The following is a 19,358-nucleotide window of genomic DNA, read 5'->3' on the forward strand; positions in this document are numbered from 1 at the left end:
AATGGCAGCAAGGACGTATGACTAAGAAAATACTGAGTATTTTCGGCACCCGCCCCGAAGCGATTAAAATGGCCCCTGTGGTCAAACAACTGGAAGCCGACCCCCGTTTCGACAGCCGTCTTTGCGTGACGGCACAGCATAGGGAAATGCTGGATCAGGTACTTAGGCTGTTCGAACTGACGCCACACCATGATTTGGACGTCATGGCGCCTGGACAGGATCTGTATGACATAACCTCCCGTATGCTACTGGGGTTGAGAGAGGTCATCCAGAAAGAAGCGCCGGATATGGTCTTGGTACACGGAGATACGACTACGACATTATCGGCCTCCTTGGCTGCATTCTACCAGAAAGTGCCGATAGGCCACGTGGAGGCAGGGTTACGTACGGGTAATCTCATGTCTCCGTGGCCGGAGGAGGCGAATCGTAAGCTAACAGGCAATCTGGCGCGGCTACATTTCGCTCCCACCAATACGGCGCGACAGTCACTGCTGGCGGAAGGCGTTAGCGATGACAGTATCAGAGTAACTGGTAACACCGTTATTGATGCGTTGCTGTGGGTGAAGGAACGAATCGAAAATGACACGGGATTACGTGCGAATTTGAAAGGCCAATTGCCCTATGGTAAAGACCGCCCTTTGATTCTTATCACGGGACACCGCCGTGAAAGTTTCGGAGGCGGATTCGAGCGTATCTGTGAGGCAATCGCGAAATTGGCGGAAGTACACCCTGACAAAGAATTTGTTTATCCGGTGCATTTAAATCCAAACGTTCAAGAGCCAGTCAATAGGCTGTTAAAAGGGCAGGGTAATGTCCATCTGATTGCACCACAAGACTACCTTCCCTTTGTTTGGTTGATGATGAACGCACGCCTGATTCTCACCGACTCTGGGGGAATCCAGGAGGAAGCACCTTCACTAGGCAAGCCTGTGCTGGTGATGCGGGATACGACGGAGCGGCCGGATGCTGTTGCAGCTGGAACCGTTAAGTTAGTCGGTACAAAGAGTGAGGAGGTATTTAATGAGGCAAATAATCTCCTCATTGATGAAGACGCATGGCAAATCATGAGTCGTGCGCATAATCCTTATGGTGATGGTACGGCGTCGGCTAAAATTGCAGATTTTATTGCGCAAACGTCGTTTTAACGTGTAACGCTTAGCTCTTTGTGGATTAAGTGCTCACGATCTTGAAAAAATCTGAACTCTATTCTAGGGAAAGGACCATATGAATTTTGACACCATTTGTGTAGTAGGCCTCGGTTATATTGGTCTGCCCACCGCAACCATGTTTGCTTCACGGCGTAAGAAAGTTATTGGTGTGGATATTAATCAATATGCCGTTGATACGATCAATCGTGGTGAAATTCATATAGTAGAGCCGGAGTTAGACATAGCGGTACATGCAGCCGTCAAAGAGGGGTATTTAATGGCAACAACTCAGCCAGCCCCCGCTGATGCGTTTTTGGTTGCAGTTCCAACTCCATTTAAAGAAGGAGAGGAAGAAAGTGAAACGCCTACGCCCGATTTAAGCTATATACAATCAGCGGCAAGTGCAATCGCACCAGTTCTAGAGCGAGGGAATTTGGTTATCCTAGAGTCTACATCACCTGTTGGCGCAACCGAAAAGATGGCGGCTTGGTTGGCTGAGGCGAGGCCTGATTTAACCTTCCCGCAGCAAGAGGGTGAGGCAGCGGAGATTATGGTGGCACACTGCCCGGAACGCGTGCTTCCTGGGCGAGTCATGTATGAGCTTATTGAGAATGATCGAATTATCGGCGGGATGAACAACAAAAGCAGCTCCGCTGCTTGTGATCTGTATAAAATTTTTGTTCGAGGGGAGTGTATTGTAAGTAATGCTCGGACAGCTGAAATGGCAAAATTGACAGAAAATGCATTTAGGGATGTAAATATCGCATTTGCCAATGAGCTTTCCATGATCTGTGAAGAAGCCGATATTGATGTCTGGGAGTTAATACGGCTTGCTAACCGCCATCCTCGTGTAAATATACTCCAGCCAGGTGTGGGAGTCGGGGGGCATTGTATCGCAGTAGATCCGTGGTTTATCGTAAGTGGGTATCCAGAAAAAGCAAGAATAATAAAGTCAGCAAGAGAGGTTAATAACCGTAAAACCCAATGGTTTTTTGATAAAATCCAGAAAGAAGCGGAGAAAATTAAGTCAAAAGACCGAGGTAAGGAGGTTGATGTATGTGTGTTCGGCTTGGCATTTAAGCCAGACATTGATGATACTAGGGAAAGCCCGGCTTTGAGGTTGGCCGAAATGATCTCCGGATTAGACGGTGTGAATGTTTTTGCCGTTGATCCCCACGTAATGACCGCCCCTAAAGCAGTCAGCTTGATTTCATGGGAAGACTTTGAGCGTATGGGGGTAGATATTTCTGTCGTCGCTGTGGCACATAAGTGTTTTGTTGGGAAGGCAGAAAATATATCCGGAAGAAGCGGGCTGACAATTATGGGTTGCAACATCTAATCTGGTATGTCATGAAAGAGATATTTAAGTATATTTTATGGAATAGTGTATCTAGAAAAAGATATGTGACCGATATCTATCAATTTAGAAATAGGTACAGGCTTGAGCCTTGGAGAAATAAAGATTATCAATTCATTCATGTCCCAAAATGCGCGGGGACAAGTGTGGCTAAAGCAATTGGGCTTCCAGATCCCGGGCATTTTACATTTGACCAATTGAAAAATGCACAAATTACGACGGAGAGTAATGTTAACTTCGTGGTAGTCAGAAATCCGTTGGCGAGGCTTGTTTCAACCTTTAAATATGCTAAAAAGGCCCAGCAAAAAAATGGTTGGAATCCTTTGAGCTGGGTTGCGCAATATAGTGATTTTGATGATTTTATTTGTACAGGGCTTGATGAGTCCGATTTGGAAAAGAATTATTTCTTCTGGACTAGTAGCACATATATTAGTGGGTGCCCGGAAGAGGCGTTGGAAATAATTGACTTCGATAGGGTCGAAGATGGCTTTAGAGAAGTCATGGAGCTGCTTAATCTAGGAGGGCTTTCTTTACCAAAGGAAAATGTTTCAAAAAAAGAAAAAGTATGCCCATCAAGAAAGGCTCAAGATAAGATATTCTCTTTATATAAAGATGATTATACTGCTTTCCCGGAAAGGCTGGGGGTGTGCTGGAAATGAATGTTGAGACCCAGTTGGTGCTTCTGAATTTCATTTTTTGGATTTTGCCGGTGTTTTATTTTAAGGGGCTTTCTAGAATTGTATTCTTGGCAACTTCTTTAATATTTTCAGGAAGCTATTGGGCTCTTTCGGCGTTAAAAATATTTTTTGACGGACAATATCAAACATCCGTAGTGCAAGACTATGTTAACTCAAGCTTGTTATACAGTTGTTTTGCGGCATTTTTCTTTTATTTTTCGGCCATTCTTGTTAGTCCGCGCCGGACTATATTGAATAATTCCGAATTTTCTCGGCTCATTGACCTTAATGTAATTTTACCAAGGTTTAATTTTTATTCTGTCCTCAAGTTCGCCAGCCTGGCGATCGCCTTTTATTCCTTCTGGGAAGCCCAAAAGATCATTGGGGTCGCAGGCAGGCGGTATTTTATTGATGAAATTGCCCCTTTTTGGCATGTAACTCTTATGCCTATAAATGGGATTATTTTGATGGTTTGTGCGGTTTATGACTTTAAAGAAGAAAGGCGAGGGGGGAGGGGTTGGGGGGCGTGGTTTACATTCATTCTTTGTCTTTTCCATGTGGTTTTAGTTGGGTTTGATGGAAGCCGAAGAGATGCTTTTCTTCCGATCGTTGGGTATGCAATTAGCTTTTTATTTTTATACCAAAAGAAAATAGATATGGGCTCGCGGATTAAAGAAAAGAAGCCCCTTTTCTTTGCTATATGCCTCGTTCTGATATCGTCATTCCTTAGTTTGAACCGTGGTTTTTTGGTTGGCTGGACATTTATCTCAAGTTTTGACTTCGATTTACTTAATGCTATAGAAAAAACAGCCTCTTATGTCTTCGCTGCGATGCCCACACTCCATGTTAATACAAATATGCTAGCGTACATTGATTTGAACGGAGTTCAGGGCGCCGATTCATATGTTTATGGTTTGATGAATACGTTGTTTCCGCATTTTATCTTTGGTGAATATATATTTGGCCAGCCGCTTGTGTTGCGGATACAAGATGAGCTGGGTTGGGTCGGATTTGACTTTGGTTTTATGGCAGAGGCTATATACGCTGGTGGGTTACCTGCGGTTTGTTTGGTTCATTTTTCTCTTGGACTTGTGATGGGTGGGATTTTGCGTGGCTTAAAAAGGGGTAAGTTAATATGTCTTGCTCTTCTAATAGGAATTATATTTGGCATGGTGAATTCACTGAGGTCGGATTTCATGAATTTCATGAAATCATTTCTTTACTCTGCGTTCTTGCTTTATATCGTATTTAATGTCGCCACCGTTAGGTATAAGAAGGTGATGTGCTCAAAGAAAGGAATCAATCGAGATGAGAAAGCGAGTCCTGTTTAATTTTGTTCCGGTTTCGATTGGTGGCGGGCTTCAAAATACGCTTAGTTTCTTGAGTACGGCCAAGAAGAGCAGTAAATTAAACTTTGATTTTGTGGTTGCTTGCCGACACCACTCTAAAATAGAAAGTTACTGTCGGGATAATGAAATTCCTTACGTCAGCGTTGGGAATGGCCTTTTGCATCGATTGTGTTTTGAGGTTTTTGGCGGGGCATTCCTTGCTAAGAGGTTAAAAGTTGATTTGGTTTTTAGTTTGTTTGGTGGTAGCCCGTATTTAATGTATGGGGTGGCCAAAAAAGTTTGTGGGTTTGCTTATTCGAATATCATTGAGTCAGATGTTGATTTTTGGTGGTTTTGTTCGGGGAAAGATAAATTAGTAAAGAGGTCAATTGATTTTTTTCGTCTTAGATCATTTGGAAATGCTGACTTTGTCATAATGGAGACAGACAGGCTTGCTCGGCTGGCAAAAGAGGGCGCCTTTAAAGATACACAGGTATCGGTTGTGCATATGGCTCCCTCAAGTCTTATCGTCCATAAAGACGTCGATAGAATTAAAGAAATATCTGAAAAGGATGAATTTTCCATTCTTTATTTGTGCGGTCCCCACAAGAATAAAAGAATAAAGAGCTTGGCAGCCGTTTTTCAATGTCTACATGCGGATGGTTTCCTGGTGAGCCTTATTACGACCCTGCCTGAGAATTGTTCAGTATTTATGGAAGTCAAAGACGAATTTCGTCGGTTGGGAGTTGAGCATGCGCTAAAAAATATAGGCCCAATATCCCCTGATTCTCTGAATGAAGTTTTTGACGCCGTGGATGGGGTTGTTAACGTCGCGTTACTAGAAAGCTTTAGCAATAATTGGGTTGAAGCTTGGGCTGCATCATTACCCTTGTTTTCTACGGACGCGGGATGGGCGAAAGACTCATGCGGAGATGCGGCGGTTTATATAAATGTCGATAAACCAGAGGATGCGGCGAATAGGATTAGGGGAACTTATTCGTCGATAAGTGAAATGGAAAAAATCGTAGGTTCAGGGAAGGAGATGCTGAGTTTTTTGCCGACACCCGAGGAAAAGTTCGAGCGTTACAGAATGATTATTGAAAAATGCTTAAAGGAAACGGCATGAAATACTCCCTTGTTTCCTTGGTCGAATATTTTTCTTGGTTGGTTTTCAAGATGCCCAGGATGAGGGTTTTTAATAAAATAAAATCCTGTTATCTGTGTCTTCTTTTTGGTGCCGAAATTGGCCGCAGGCCAGTATTTTATCCTGGTATTTGGATTTTTACTGGAAGAAACTTAAAGGTTGGTGATGATGTCGATTTTGCGACGGGCACACTTATAACTACGGATGGTGGTGTTTCCATTGGGGATCGTGTATTGATTGGCTACGGATCAAAAATATTGTCTTCAAACCATGTTATTCCGCATGGTCGGTCTCCTATATTTTATGCTGGACACGAAAAAAAACCAGTCTCTATCGGGGATGATGTTTGGATCGGTGCTAATTGCATTGTGCTTCCTGGCGTAACAATTGGCGAAGGCGCGGTATTGGCTGCGGGAAGCGTTGTGACGAAAGATGTGCCTCCCTATGCCATTGTTGGTGGGGTCCCTTCTAAAGTAATCCGGATTCGAGATTAGCAATGAGGCAAGTATTCCAAGATTTATCCAACGGCACGACCTGCCTAATCGACTCTCCTGCGCCGGATTTGGTCTCCGGAAAAGTCGTGATTAATACCTCGGCATCTTTAATATCAGCTGGAACTGAGCGTATGCTTGTTGATTTTGGGCGGGCATCGTATTTGGAAAAAGCGCGCCAGCAGCCAGAAAAAGTGAAGATGGTAATAGAGAAAATTCAAACCGATGGATTTTTTACGACGGTTGATGCGGTTAAGTCTAAGCTGGCTCAGCCGCTTGCGCTAGGATACTGTAATGTTGGCGTGGTTCGGAAAGTAAAAGATAGTGCGCACTTTCTCAAAAAAGGTGACCGTGTTGTATCTAATGGCCCGCACGCGGACATTGTGCGCGTAAGTAAGAATCTTTGCGCACGAGTTCCGAATAACGTGAGTGATGAAGAAGCTTCATTTACCGTTGTTGCGAGTATAGGTTTGCAGGGGATTCGGCTGGCTAAGCCCTCATTGGGTGAGGCCTTTGTCGTAACCGGTGTTGGTTTGATTGGATTGCTTACTGTCCAGTTATTGCGTGCTCATGGTTGCCGGGTTCTTGCTATCGATTTTGATGATTCAAAGCTGGCATTAGCGGCTCAATTTGGAGCCGAAGTGTGCAATCCTGGTAGGGGTCAAGACCCCGTGGCAGCGGGGATGGCATTCAGCCGTGGCAACGGAGTGGATGGCGTTATCATCACTGCTTCGACGAAGCAGAGTGATCCGGTAACTCAGGCCGCCCGGATGAGCCGCAAACGCGGTCGTATCGTGCTTGTTGGTGTGACGGGGTTGGAGCTTAACCGTGCTGACTTCTATGAAAAGGAGCTTTCTTTCCAGGTATCGTGTTCCTATGGCCCTGGGCGTTACGATCCTTCCTATGAAGAGCAAGGTATAGACTACCCCCTTGGTTTCGTGCGTTGGACGGAGCAGCGTAATTTTGAAGCCGTACTGGATATGATGGCCAGCGGGCAGCTCGATGTTAAGCCCTTGATCACTCATCGGTTTGAATTCGAAGACGCACCCAAAGCATATGATCTTCTGACTACGGATAAGTCAGCGCTTGGTATCATTCTGAAGTATTCCAGCGATGTTGAGAGCCGGAATATCCGTTCTGTTTCGCTTCCAGGGGCAGCGACCATTGACCCTGATAAGCCGGTTGTCGGATTTATCGGCGCTGGGAATTACGCGTCCCGAATGCTGATTCCTGCATTCAAGGATGCAGGGGCACAGCTGCACAGCATCTCGACCTCGGGAGGGGTTAATGGCGTTATTCACGGTGAGAAAGCCGGGTTTTCTCATGCAACCACCGATACCGCCGGGATGCTGGCCAATCCAGAGATCAATACGGTCGCTATCGTAACGCGTCATAATTCTCATGCGAATTTCGTCGCTTCGGCGCTCGATGCAGGAAAGCATGTTTTCGTGGAAAAACCCCTGGCGGTCAACCGGGCCGATCTTGAATGTGTTGAGAAAGCATATCGGGACAAAGGGGAAAAGGCGCCATTACTAATGGTTGGTTTCAACCGTCGCTTCGCCCCTCAGGTCCAGAAGATGAAATCCCTTCTGGCGCCGGTTTCCGAGCCCAAATCGTTTATTATGACGATGAACGCAGGCGCGATTCCCGCTGATCATTGGACTCAGGATGTCGAAGTCGGCGGTGGCAGGATCATCGGTGAGGCCTGCCACTTTATCGATTTGATGCGGTTCCTGGCAGGGTCCGAGATCGTTTCCGTGCAGGCCCGCAGAATGGGCGATACACCGGGGGTACCGGTTACCGAAGATAAAGCCGCGATCACACTGGGTTTTGCTGATGGCTCCTTCGGTACCATCCACTACTTGGCGAATGGTGCGGCCAGTTTTCCCAAAGAGCGGGTTGAAGTATTCGCTGCAGGCAAGGTTCTGCAGTTGGATAACTTCAGGAAGCTGAAGGGGTTCGGCTGGTCTGGGTTTAGGAAGATGAACCTCTGGCGTCAGGACAAAGGCCAGAAGGCATGTGCCCAAGCTTTCCTGTCGGCGATTGAGTCCGGGGGCAGTGCCCCAATAGCAGTCAGCGAGTTGTTCGAGGTGGCAGCGGTCACCCTTGATGTGGTTGATCAGCTAAGAAGCCAATGAGGTCTTTATCTCTTAAGACCGGGACTGCATGGAGGCTGGGCGCCGCTAATATCTGGCGTGCGTTGTTTTACCGGCTTGGGCTTCGGCTCGGCTGGAATCCGGTGAAAAGAATAGCGGCGGAGCAGCCGACCGCTCCCTTTTTCTGGGCCAGCTCTTCTTGTACGCCACTGGATAATGCCTTGGCGGATGACCGGATGGCCGTCACCGCGTTCGGCCTGCCTGCAGGCCTTGATGTTACGCAGGGGCCGCCTGACTGGCACAAAAGTGTCATTACCGGAGGCGTTGCGCCGACTGTTCCATGGTGGCAAATCCCAGACTTTGTTGATGGCTTGGGCGATATAAAAGGCGTCTGGGAGGCATCCCGCTTTGATTGGCTGCTCGCGTTAGCGCGACTAGCGGAGCAGGGCGATGGCGGGTCGCTGGATCGCATCAACACTTGGCTGCAGGACTGGTGTGAGCAGAATCCGCCTTATCTGGGTGCCAACTGGAAATGTGGCCAGGAAGCGTCCATCCGTGTCATGCATCTTGCTATGAGCGCCCGTCTTCTTGGCCAGGTGAGGGCGCCGGCTCAGGGGCTTATCGCGTTGCTCCGTGCTCATTTGAAGCGTATCGCTCCGACCATACAGTACGCTATCGCTCAAGATAACAACCACGGTACATCGGAGGCGGCGGCGCTCTTTATCGGAGGGAGCTGGTTGGTGGCGTTATCCGAGGAGGATCGGGATGCTCACCGTTGGATGAGGCAGGGCCGCAAGTGGTTGGAAAATCGGGCCAAGCGCTTGATCGAAGAGGACGGCTCCTTCAGTCAGTATTCCATTAACTATCACCGCGTCATGTTGGACACTTATTCCATGGCGGAGATTTGGCGTCGAGCGCTGGAGCTGCCGGAGTTTTCGGGAGGATTGGTGCGGAAGCTGAAGTTGGCCACCGCCTGGTTGGGGAATATGGTTTCCCCGGATGGGGGGGATACACCAAATCTTGGCGCCAACGACGGCGCCCGTTTGCTTCCCTTGGCGGATACGGACTATCGGGATGTCCGGCCATCCGTCCAGCTCGCCTCGGTGTTGTTTGCCGGTAAGCTCGCTTATTCAAAGCCCGGCCCGTACGACCAGCCTCTTCACATATTGAAGTTGCAGTTACCGTCAGCCTCTGCGTCCTATTCTGAGTCTCGTCAGTACGACCAGGGTGGCTACGTGGTCCTGCGTAAGCAGCAAACCATGGCTTTGTTCCGTTATCCGCGTTTTCGTTTTAGGCCAGGCCAGTCGGATCTCTTGCATGTGGATTTCTGGCGTGGCGGGCTTAACGTCCTCAGAGATGCGGGTTCATACAGCTATAACTGTGATGAGCCGTGGCAAAGCTATTTCCCGAGCTCGGAGGCGCATAATACGGTTCAGTTTGATGGTCGCGATTCGATGCCCCGGCTTAGTCGTTTTTTATTTGGCGCCTGGCCGAAGGCGAGGGCGGTGGTGCCCCTTTTCGATGAGCAAGGTCAGCTTCGGGCCGATGCAGGGTATTGTGACTGGAAAGGGGTGGATCATCATCGAAGCGTGTCGTTGGCGGACAATAGCTTAACCATCCTGGATGAGATCAGCGGCTTCGAAAAAGCGGCGGTTTTGCGTTGGCGTCTGGCCCCCGGCGAATGGCATTGGGAATCGAACGGCGACGGCGATGTCTGCTTGCTAGGGCATGGGTGCCGGTTGCGGGTCAAGGCTAGCCAAACATTCGTGCGTTGTGAGCTGGTTGAGGGTTGGGAGTCTCGCTATTACTCGCGAAAAACACCTCTGCCAGTTTTGGAAGTGGAAGTGGCTGACTCCGGGAAGCTGATTACTGAGTTGACTTTTTGATATGCGCGTTTTGTATTTTCACCAGCATTTTTCCACCCCCAAAGGCTCCACGGGTATACGTTCCTATGAGATGGCGCGGAGGCTGATCAAAGCCGGCCACGAAGTGACCATGGTTTGTGGTTCTTATGGCGGTGGAAACACCGGGCTGGAATCTTCATTCCGGCGTGGCCGCCGGGAAGGCGTTGTGGATGGCATCAGCATTATCGAGTTTGATCTTGCCTATTCCAACAGTGATGGCTTTCTTAAGCGGTCGCTTATGTTCCTTCTCTTTGCTCTGCGGAGCATATGGGTGGCCATGACCCGGCAATACGACGTGGTTTTTGCCACCACAACGCCTCTGACAGCAGGGATACCTGGTATCTTCGCCCGCTGGCTGCGGGGCAAGGCTTTTGTGTTTGAAGTGCGTGATTTGTGGCCGGAGCTGCCCAAGGCCATGGGGGTGATCAAGAACCCGGTTGTGCTCTGGCTGATGTCTGTTCTTGAGTGGTGTTCATACCATTCCGCGCATCGCTTGGTGGCATTGGCCCCCGGCATGGCCGAGGGTATAGAGAGCCGTGGCATCCCGAAGGAACGCATTGCCATGATTCCTAATGGCTGTGATTTCGATATTTTCGCCGATGCGACTAACCCGTGGCGGCCCGAAGGCGTAGCTGAGGCGGATTTCCTGGCGATTTTCACTGGTACCCACGGCATGGCTAACGGCCTGGGCGCTGTCCTGGACGTTGCCGCCGAGCTGAAATCCCGTGGCCGCGATGATATCAAGCTGGCGTTGGTGGGGGACGGCAAGCTGAAGCCTGAGTTGGTGGATCGCGCCAGGCGTGAAGGCCTCTCAAATGTGGTCTTTCACGATCCGGTTGATAAGCAGCGTTTGGCGGGTTTGATGGCAGGGGCCGATGTCGGGCTTCAAATTCTGGCGAACGTGCCCGCCTTTTACTTTGGCACCTCTCCAAATAAATTCTTTGACTACATTTCCGCAGGGCTGCCCGTCATTAACAACTATCCGGGCTGGTTGGAGCGGCTTTTGGAAGAATCCGGGGCAGGTGTTGCGGTGCCCCCTGATAATGCCGGAGCCTTTGCGGATGCCCTGATAGACCTTGCGGATCATCGGGACAGGCTGCCTGCAATGTCTCGGGCCGCCTCGGAGCTGGGCCAGCAGCGTTTTGACCGCGATGCGTTGGGCGGCACTTTTGTGGGCTGGCTGGAGGAGACTTTCGCTACTAACCGGTCTCAGCCGATGAAGCGCGCTTTTGACTTTTTGGCCTCGGTGGCGGCTTTGGTGCTGCTGGCTCCCATCTTACTGGTGCTGGCGATAATGGTGCGCTGGAAGCTTGGCGGACCAGTCCTGTTCACGCAGGAGCGTCCGGGGTTGGACGGTCGCTCCTTCAAAATGATGAAGTTTCGCACCATGACCGACGAACGGGACGAGAATGGCGAGTTGCTGCCGGACGAAAAGCGGCTCACGCCCTTGGGGCGCTTTCTCCGTTCCACCAGCCTGGATGAACTGCCGGAGCTCTTCAACGTGCTCAAGGGCGACATGAGCCTGGTTGGCCCCCGCCCGTTGTTGATGGAGTACCTGCCGTTGTATTCGGAGCGCCAGGCCCGGCGCCATGAGGTGCGCCCAGGCATTACCGGTTGGGCTCAGATCAATGGCCGTAACGCGCTCTCCTGGGAGGAGAAGTTCGAGCTGGACGTTTGGTATGTTGAGAACCGGACTCTCTGGCTTGATATCAAGATCCTGTTTCTTACCGTCCTCAAGGTGATCAAGCGGGACGGTATCAGCCACGGCGGCGAGGCCACCATGCCCCGCTTTACTGGCTCTTCCGGCGAAGAGCGCTGCGATTCGGACCCTGGCGTATGAAACGACTCGCGATCCTTGGAGCCAGCGGCCACGGGAAGGTGGTCGCCGATGCGGCTCTTTGTGCTGGCTGGGATGAAGTGTGCTTCTTTGATGACGCTTGGCCCCGGCTTAGCCGTAATGGCCCCTGGTCCGTCGAGGGCGCGTTCTCTGGGATGCTGGGCGGGTGCGGCCCTTCGTTTCAGGCGGCGGTGGTGGGGATTGGCCACAACGCCACACGCCTGGCCAAGATGTCGGCGTTAAGGGAGGCGGGTATTCCTTTGGTCACGGTGGTTCATCCGTCAGCGGTGATCAGTGCCCACGCTCACCTGGGCGAGGGCTGCATGGTGTTCGCCGGTGCGGTGGTTAACGTGGACACTCGGATCGCTGCCGGATGCATTCTGAATACCGGTGCGACCGTCGACCACGATTGTTGCTTGGAAGAGGGCGTGCACATTAGCCCGGGTGCGAACCTCGCCGGTGGTGTGACGGTGGGCGCCGGCTCCTGGGTGGGTATTGGCGCCAGTGTTCGCCAGGGCGTCACGATTGGGCGGAATGTCATGGTCGGCGCAGGGGCGGCGGTGGTCTCTAATATTCCGGATGACGTCACCGTGGTCGGTGTGCCGGCCAGGGTTTTGTAGAGGTCTTGGAACGCTATCGCTATGCCAATGAATTTGGATTATGCGCTCTCAGGAGTAACCATGATACTTCTGATCCTTCTTATATCCGTTGTTTTTATGATCAGTACGGAAATTAAATCGGTTCAAGTTCAGAGGGGCATTCTTTGAGCCGAATCAAGACGTTTATGCGTACCGGGCTGAGGCGAATGCGTGGAGAAATGGGGCAAGCCCTTATGCGCACTTTCGTGGCCCGTGCGATCGCAGCTTTGGGCGCGTTGGCGCTGGCACTGGTGATTGGCCGGCTTTATGGGCCGGACGGCATGGGGGTGTACGCCCTAGCGTATGGCTTCCTCTTGGGCGTGGGCACCCTGGCCCGGATGGGTATGGATAATGGTTTGATGCGTTATGTTGGCCAGGATCCTGGAAGCCATCGCGTGCCGGTGTATTTGCGCTGGGCGCTACAGCGTACTTTGGTGCTTAGCGTGGTGGCCGGTGCGTTGATTTGGTTGCTGCGGTATCGGTTGGAGGGGGTATTTGAAGCGCCGGGTTTGGCGGCGGTCCTGGTCGGCATTGTTCTAGCGGCACCGCCCTATGCGTTCGGCTTTTTATTCTCCGGATTTTTCAAGGGTATCCGCAAGCCCGCCACAGCGAGTTTGCTGGAGAATGGGTCTGTGGCACTGGTGGCGGGGGCTCTGATTCTTGCCTATGGCCTTTGGTTTGGCGGTAATCAACTTGTAGTGATTGGCTACGCTTATGCCATTGCTGCCTGGCTGGTTGCCCTGCAAGGAGGGCTACAGGCTTGGTTGTGGTGCCGTCGGCAGCCCTGGTGGGGACGGGGCCAGATGATGGACGATATCCACGTAGCGGTATCACGGAGCCAGTTTATGGCAGTATCCCGGGCTTTTTTTGTCACCGGGCTCGCGAATTTCATGCAGTCGGTTCTGGGGTTGATGATTGCAGGTTGGTTATTGACCAGCGCGGAGTTGGGGTTGTTCAAATCATCTCAGCAGACCGCAACGTTGATTGGTTTTATCCTGATTGTGATCAATGCCATCTTCCCTCCGCGTTTCGCGGCCCTGTATTACCGTGGCGAACTGAGCGCTCTGGGTAGGCTGGCGCGGCAAGGGGCTTTGTTGGGCTTGGTGATCGCCGCGCCCTTATTGGTACTTTGCCTGGTGGCCCCAGGCTGGGTGCTCGGTTGGTTTGGCGATGAGTTTCGACAGGGAGCTAACCTTTTGCGCATTATCGCCCTGGCGCAATTGGTGAATGTAGCCACTGGCTCGGTGGGCTTTCTGCTCAACATGACCGGCCACGAGCGGCTGATGCGTAATATCGCTCTTTTGTGCAATAGCCTCGGGCTGGCTGGCTTCTTCCTGCTGCCTCAACTGTTTGGTGCACTTGGGGCCGCTCTCGCTTTGGCGTTCGTTCTGGTCACTCAGAATCTCATCGCTTTGTTCTTTGTCTGGCGCAGGCTGGGTATCTGGACCCTTCCGGGGCCTAACTTGCTTCACAGGTTGGGGGTGCACGGTGGCCGCTAGATTTGTGCACTCAAAGGGATGCTCCTGTGCCAAGGCTGCGGTCGCTGAGTGCCGAAGTTCAAAAGATCTGATGGATGCTGGAAAAAATTACTGGCCGGGAACTTTCACTCCCGACCAGTAACCTTAGTAATCCTAAAAGGCAAAGGTTGAGGCGATGAAAGCCCCCGTAAGAGCTCGTATAACCTCAGCTGGGTCTATTAGGATTTTGAGCCTGATGGATATCATGTTTTATCCCGTAAAGACGGTGCCCCGATTATCTTCAGAGGCCCCGAAGGTTGATCGTTACCGCCCGCTGGCGGCGCGGGTAGGAGCGGGTGCGGCTCCTTAATGGAGATCGGCCAGATATTGTAGGGACGGGCTTAGCTGCGCACCCAGTTAGGCACCGCCATACACTCCCTGGTGAGATCAACCAGTATTTACTTGGATCGTTCGTGAGCGTTGGGGTTCCCCCAGACCATTTGGAAGCTTTGCATATCAGCTCGGCGCGAAAATTTGCCAGTGGGAAAGGTTGGGGCGGCGCCGGGGGGAGGTCGTTAGCTGATATCTTACATGGATTGCATTCTTTCGCTGACAGACATCGGGCGGCTTAGGTGGCAGCTTGGCCTCCGGGAATCTGGCACGGGGGTTAGCGGGGATGCCCGACACATCACGACACACCAATACCATCCATCATCACGGCGGTGCCCAGGGCGTTACCGGCTCCTGCCATGAGTTGGTGCTGGGGCCGGATGCCAGCCTGCTGATCGATTGTGGCCTGTTCCAGGGCGAGGATGCGGCGCCGCGCGGCGGGGCGGACCAACTGGCCATTGAGTTCGATGTGAGCCGTGTGGTCGCGCTGGTGGTGACCCATGTGCACATCGACCATGTGGGCCGTATTCCCTGGCTGCTGGCCGCTGGCTTCGAGGGGCCGATTCTGTGCAGTGAGCCTTCGGCGCGGTTGCTGCCCATCGTGCTGGAGGATGCCTTCAAGCTGAGCCTGAGCCGCCAGACGGAGGCGGTGGAGCGCTACCTGAAGGTGGTTCGCGGCCGGCTGGTCCCGTTGCCCTATGACATCTGGTACCCGGTGCCGGGCGGGGACGGCGCCTGTGTGCGGCTGCAACGGGCCGGGCATATTCTTGGCTCCGCCTATGTGGAGTGCGAGGTGGCGGGCCACCGCACCGTGTTCTCCGGCGATCTGGGCGCGCCCCATGCGCCGTTGCTGGAGCCGCCGGTGCCGCCGGAGCGCTGCGATACCCTGGTGATCGAGAGCACTTACGGGGATCGCCAGCATGAAGACCGGGCCGGCCGCCGCCGGCGTTTGGCGGCGGTGATCCGGCGTGCCCTGGAAGACCAGGGCACCGTGCTGATCCCGGCGTTCAGCCTGGGGCGCACCCAGGAGTTGTTGTACGAGCTGGAGACCCTGATCGAGGCCCACGGCGACCAGGAGGCGGCGGACGGTTTGCCCTGGAACGCGTTGCCGGTGATTCTGGATTCGCCCCTGGCGCGCCGCTTTACCCGGGTGTACCGGGCTCTGGCGCGCTTCTGGCCGCAGGAGGCGAGGGCGCGCCGGGAAGCCGGGCGCCGGCCACTGGCCTTCGAGCAGCGGCTTACCGTGGACGACCACGCCGCCCACCAGCGCATGGTGCGCCACCTGGCGGAGAGCCGCCGCCCGGCCATCGTGATCGCCGCCAGCGGCATGTGCACCGGCGGGCGGATCGTCAATTACCTCAAGGCGATGCTTGGCGACCCGCGCCACAATGTGCTGTTCGTGGGCTACCAGGCCGCCGGCACCCCGGGGCGCGATATCCAGATTCATGGTCCCCGGGGTGGCTATGTGGAGCTGGACGGCGAGCGCCACGTTATCCGCGCCGGCATCGAGACCCTGGGCGGCTACTCCGCCCACGCCGACCAGGCCGGCCTGGTGGACTTCGTCACCGGCATGGCGCGGTGGCCCGAGCAGGTGCGCATCGTCCACGGCGAGCCCCACGCCCGCCGCGCCCTCGCCGCCGCCCTCAAGCACCGCTACCAGCAAAAAGGCCGCCCGTTGCGTACCACCCCGTGATTTGGCGTGGGCTGGCATTCCCGTTACACTTTGGAGTGTAACTTGAGGAGTCGATATGGAAGCGACCACTAAAGACCTGCGTTTGCGCACCAAAACCCTGATTGCCGCGACGGACCGGGGGGAGGAGGTCATCATTACCTACCGGGGTAAGCCCCGTGCCAGGCTCGTTCCCCTCGGTGAGGAGGCCGAAGGCGCTGCTCGTCCGGAAGTGCGTGAGGGCGAAGCGCCGGCCTATCGAGCCGAACGTAATCCGGCTTTCGGGCTATGGCGGGACCGTGATGAACCGGGCCTCGCGCCTGATGAAAACGCGGTGGATGCCTATGTCAGACGAGTGCGTCGCCCCAGGGAGTTTTGATGAGGCTGGTCGATACGGACGTCCTGATTTGGAATCTGCGCGGAAATGAAGCGGCGGCACGTCTGCTGGATGGTGGCGAGCCTTTCATTGTGTCGGCCGTCAGCTATATGGAATTGTTGCAGGGGCTGCGTGACAACCAGGAACTGCGGACGCTGCGCCGTGCACTCCGGTTCTGGGGGGCGGACCTTCTGCATCTGAATGAGGAAATATCCGCCAGAGCGATGTTCTTGGTGGAGGAGTACGCTCTGAGCCATAACATGCAAATGGCGGATGCGCTGATCGCGGCGGGGGCTCTGTATCTCGGCGTGCCATTGGTGACGGCGAACGACCGTCATTACCGGCACATCAAGGAATTGGAGATCCTGGTTTTCCGCCCCCGGCAGTAAGCCTTCCTTCAACGATCCATGGTACGCCGAACCCGGGGGAAGTTTTGCTCCTGCCGTTATCGCCCCACCGCCTTATCAGGGCCTACATATCGTGTCGTTGTTGGCTGACGTCGATCCAGGGTGCCGGCTGACATCGCTTTCTTTTCATCCCGGCCACACTGCCTCCAGAACAAATACGGAGGCCCCATGGATGATCACGACACCAGTTACCGGTTGCTGTTTTCCCATGCCGAGATGGTGCGCGACCTGCTCACAGGCTTCGTGCCCGAGGAATGGGTTGCCGAGCTGAATCTCGATTCCCTGGAAAAGATGAACGGCAGTTATGTCAGCGATGACCTGCGTAGCCGTCACAGCGATGCGATCTGGCGAGTGCGGTGGGGACATGACTGGATCTATATCTACCTGCTGCTGGAGTTCCAGTCGACGGTGGATCGGTTCATGGCGGTGCGCATTCTGAGTTACACCGGCTTGTTGTATCAGGATTTGATCCGCCGCCAAGAGCTGGATGACACACGAGAGCTGCCGCCGGTATTTCCCATTGTGCTGTACAACGGTGAGGCGCGTTGGCGAGCGCCAACATGCGTTTCGCAACTGGCCCAGCCCGGTCCCGCGGCCTTGGCCGAATATCAGCCGGACCAGGCATTTTTGCTTATCGACGAAGGTACCTTCGATATGGACAGGCTGGCGCCGTTGAATAACCTGGTGGCGGCACTATTCCGGCTTGAGCACCATCGCTCACTGGCGGAGGTGCCGGAGGTCCTCGGACTTTTGGTAAACTGGCTGGACAAGCCCGAGCAAGAAGGCTTGAGGCGAGGTTTCGTGGAGTGGTTGCGCCGCCGGTTGCGTCATTGGGCGCCTGGCGCGAATCTACCCGAGATTCATGATCTTCAGGAGGCCCGAGACATGGCCAGAGACACCGTTCAGGAATGGAAAGACGAACACCTCCAGGCCGGCATGGAGCAAGGCTCCACCAATGAAGCTCGCGCCATTTTGCGCCGCCAGTTGGCGCGTCGTTTCGGTGGCGTGCCCTCGGAAGTGAACGACCGGTTGGAGGCCGCCAGCCGTGGCGAGCTGGAAAACTGGATCGACCGTCTCTACGACGCCGCCACCCTTGATGAGGTGTTCCAGTAGCACGACATGGGGCTCGGCGTAAGCCGAGCCTGCGCAATGAGCCCATCCGCTCTGCAATTCTGATATATCAATATCGTTTCCTTTCCTCTTTGCTTGGTTCGCGCTTGAAAGCGCGGACCGCCCGTTCTTGAACGATAGGATTATTATGCTGAATGGACCTTTCCCGCCCTGGCCTTCCTTTAGCCAGGAAGAGGCGGACGCCGCCAGCGCGGTGCTGCTTTCCAATAAGGTGAACTACTGGACCGGCCAGGAAGGCCGCGAATTCGAGCGCGAGTTCGCCGCTTTCGCCGGCACCGAGTACGCCATCGCCGTGGCCAACGGCACCCTGGCGCTGGATCTGGCCCTGCGTGGTCTGGGCATCGGCCCCGGCGATGAGGTGGTGGTGACGCCGCGCACTTTCCTGGCCTCGGCCACGGCGGTGATCAACGCCGGCGCCACGCCGGTGTTCGCGGACGTGGACCGCGACACCCAGAACATCACCGCCGAGACCGTGGCCGCCGTGCTCACGCCGCGCACCAAGGCGGTGATCTGCGTGCACCTGGCCGGCTGGCCCTGCGACATGGACGCCCTGATGGCCTTGGCCGAGGCCCACGATCTGTTCGTGATCGAGGATTGTGCCCAGGCCCACGGCGCCACCTGGAAGGGCCGCTCGGTGGGCGGCTTCGGTCATGTGGGTTGCTGGTCGTTTTGTCAGGACAAGATCATGACCACCGGCGGGGAGGGGGGCATGGTTACCGTCAACGACCGTGATCTCTGGTCCCGCATGTGGAGCTTCAAGGATCACGGCAAGAGCTGGGAAGCGGTCTACGAGCGCGAGCACCCGCCCGGCTTTCGCTGGCTGCACGAGAGCGTGGGCACCAACTGGCGCCTCACCGAAATGCAGTCCGCCATCGGCCGGATTCAGCTTCGCCGGATGCCGGAATGGACCCGCCGGCGCCAGGCCCATTGCCAGGCCATCTGGGAAGCCGCCCGTGCGCTGCCCGGCCTGCGCGTGCCGGAGCCGCCGCCGGAGGCCGGCCATGCCGGCTACAAATGCTATGTGTTCGTGCGCCCGGAGACCCTGGCCCCCGGCTGGGATCGGGACTGCGTGATGAACCGCATTGTCGGCATGGGCGTGCCGTGCTTTTCCGGCTCCTGCTCCGAGGTGTACCTGGAGAAATGTTTCCAGGACCTGGGGCTGGCCCCCGACGAGCGCCTGCCCACCGCCCGCGAGCTGGGCGAGACCAGCCTGATGTTCCTGGTGCACCCGACCCTGGAGCCCGCCCACATCGAAAAGACCATCGCCGCCCTGCAGGCGGTCATGGCCCGCGCCACCCTCGCCTGACC

At 54.2% G+C, this 19,358-nt stretch carries 15 protein-coding genes and 1 pseudogene; all 16 read left to right on the top strand.

Features of this window, described 5'->3' with window-relative positions; genetic code table 11:
* The first annotated feature begins 17 nt into the window (after positions 1 to 17).
* On the top strand, positions 18 to 1,145 hold the full coding sequence (gene wecB, locus JF515_RS02995) for a non-hydrolyzing UDP-N-acetylglucosamine 2-epimerase (RefSeq protein WP_203100882.1): 1,128 nt from the start codon (positions 18 to 20) through the stop codon (positions 1,143 to 1,145).
* 79 nt (positions 1,146 to 1,224) lie between these two features.
* Positions 1,225 to 2,487, top strand: a complete 1,263-nt coding sequence (wecC, locus tag JF515_RS03000; RefSeq protein WP_203100884.1) for a UDP-N-acetyl-D-mannosamine dehydrogenase — start codon at positions 1,225 to 1,227, stop codon at positions 2,485 to 2,487.
* Between the two features lie 11 nt (positions 2,488 to 2,498).
* The gene (locus JF515_RS03005) at positions 2,499 to 3,164 is read left to right on the top strand and encodes a sulfotransferase family 2 domain-containing protein (protein ID WP_203100886.1); all 666 of its coding nucleotides are present in this window, start codon (positions 2,499 to 2,501) and stop codon (positions 3,162 to 3,164) included.
* Positions 3,161 to 4,513: a hypothetical protein gene (locus JF515_RS03010; protein WP_203100888.1), complete on the top strand. Its 1,353-nt coding sequence runs from the start codon at positions 3,161 to 3,163 to the stop codon at positions 4,511 to 4,513. Before JF515_RS03005 ends, JF515_RS03010 begins: the two co-directional genes overlap by 4 nt.
* A complete protein-coding gene (locus JF515_RS03015; RefSeq protein WP_203100890.1) occupies positions 4,491 to 5,636 on the top strand; it encodes a glycosyltransferase in 1,146 nt (381 codons plus the stop codon). Before JF515_RS03010 ends, JF515_RS03015 begins: the two co-directional genes overlap by 23 nt.
* Before the next feature lie 350 nt (positions 5,637 to 5,986).
* Positions 5,987 to 6,142: pseudogene (locus JF515_RS19725) on the top strand (DapH/DapD/GlmU-related protein); the annotation flags it as partial.
* Positions 6,143 to 6,150: 8 nt separating this feature from the next.
* Positions 6,151 to 8,283 (top strand): bi-domain-containing oxidoreductase, encoded by a 2,133-nt coding sequence (locus JF515_RS03025; protein WP_203100893.1) that lies wholly within the window; start codon positions 6,151 to 6,153, stop codon positions 8,281 to 8,283.
* A gap of 101 nt (positions 8,284 to 8,384) precedes the next feature.
* Positions 8,385 to 10,127 (top strand): heparinase II/III domain-containing protein, encoded by a 1,743-nt coding sequence (locus JF515_RS03030; protein ID WP_203100894.1) that lies wholly within the window; start codon positions 8,385 to 8,387, stop codon positions 10,125 to 10,127.
* 1 nt (position 10,128) lies between these two features.
* Positions 10,129 to 11,985, top strand: coding sequence for a sugar transferase (locus JF515_RS19565; RefSeq protein ID WP_203100895.1), 1,857 nt, complete (start codon positions 10,129 to 10,131; stop codon positions 11,983 to 11,985).
* Positions 11,982 to 12,602, top strand: coding sequence for an acetyltransferase (locus tag JF515_RS03040; RefSeq protein ID WP_203100896.1), 621 nt, complete (start codon positions 11,982 to 11,984; stop codon positions 12,600 to 12,602). The genes JF515_RS19565 and JF515_RS03040 overlap by 4 nt, the downstream gene beginning before the upstream one ends.
* A 212-nt stretch (positions 12,603 to 12,814) precedes the next feature.
* A complete protein-coding gene (locus JF515_RS03045; RefSeq protein ID WP_203100897.1) occupies positions 12,815 to 14,119 on the top strand; it encodes a lipopolysaccharide biosynthesis protein in 1,305 nt (434 codons plus the stop codon).
* 634 nt (positions 14,120 to 14,753) lie between these two features.
* Positions 14,754 to 16,160 (top strand): MBL fold metallo-hydrolase, encoded by a 1,407-nt coding sequence (locus tag JF515_RS03050; protein ID WP_203100898.1) that lies wholly within the window; start codon positions 14,754 to 14,756, stop codon positions 16,158 to 16,160.
* A gap of 55 nt (positions 16,161 to 16,215) precedes the next feature.
* On the top strand, positions 16,216 to 16,515 hold the full coding sequence (locus JF515_RS03055) for a type II toxin-antitoxin system Phd/YefM family antitoxin (RefSeq protein ID WP_203100899.1): 300 nt from the start codon (positions 16,216 to 16,218) through the stop codon (positions 16,513 to 16,515).
* Positions 16,515 to 16,901 (top strand): type II toxin-antitoxin system VapC family toxin, encoded by a 387-nt coding sequence (locus JF515_RS03060; RefSeq protein WP_203100901.1) that lies wholly within the window; start codon positions 16,515 to 16,517, stop codon positions 16,899 to 16,901. The genes JF515_RS03055 and JF515_RS03060 overlap by 1 nt, the downstream gene beginning before the upstream one ends.
* A gap of 186 nt (positions 16,902 to 17,087) precedes the next feature.
* Entirely contained in the window at positions 17,088 to 18,032 is a 945-nt protein-coding gene (locus JF515_RS03065; RefSeq protein WP_203100903.1) for an Rpn family recombination-promoting nuclease/putative transposase, read from the top strand.
* Positions 18,033 to 18,177: 145 nt separating this feature from the next.
* Entirely contained in the window at positions 18,178 to 19,356 is a 1,179-nt protein-coding gene (locus JF515_RS03070) for a DegT/DnrJ/EryC1/StrS family aminotransferase (protein WP_203100904.1), read from the top strand.
* The last annotated feature ends 2 nt before the right edge of the window (positions 19,357 to 19,358 follow it).

Source organism: Alloalcanivorax marinus (assembly GCF_016785095.1).
In the GTDB taxonomy this organism is placed as follows: domain Bacteria; phylum Pseudomonadota; class Gammaproteobacteria; order Pseudomonadales; family Alcanivoracaceae; genus Alloalcanivorax; species Alloalcanivorax marinus_A.